The organism is Mesorhizobium sp. (assembly GCF_004962925.1).
Classification (GTDB): domain Bacteria; phylum Pseudomonadota; class Alphaproteobacteria; order Rhizobiales; family Rhizobiaceae; genus Mesorhizobium.
This window is the reverse complement of the sequence record NZ_SUEO01000318.1, coordinates 1-252: the sequence shown is the minus strand read 5'-3', so window position 1 is coordinate 252 and position 252 is coordinate 1. Positions and strand designations below refer to the sequence as shown.

The following is a 252-nucleotide window of genomic DNA, read 5'->3' as shown; positions in this document are numbered from 1 at the left end:
CCTCATCCGCCCTTCGGGCACCTTCTCCCCGTGAACGGGGAGAAGGGGAAGACATCGCCATTGTCGGCGGCGGCATCATCGGCATCTGTGTCGCCGCCTATCTTGCCGAGGCAGGGCGAAACGTCACGATCTTTGACCGGACGGGGATCTGCGAGGAGACGAGTTCCGGCAATGCCGCCGCCTTGGCCTTTTCCGATGTGCTGCCGCTGGCCCACAAGGGCATGATCAGGCATCTGCCGAAATGGCTTGCCG

The 252-nt window shown here is 63.5% G+C and carries 1 protein-coding gene; it reads left to right on the top strand.

The features are described from left to right. Positions 1–252: FAD-dependent oxidoreductase (locus E5W87_RS33775; RefSeq protein ID WP_292407802.1), on the top strand; the 252-nt coding region annotated here is incomplete at both ends.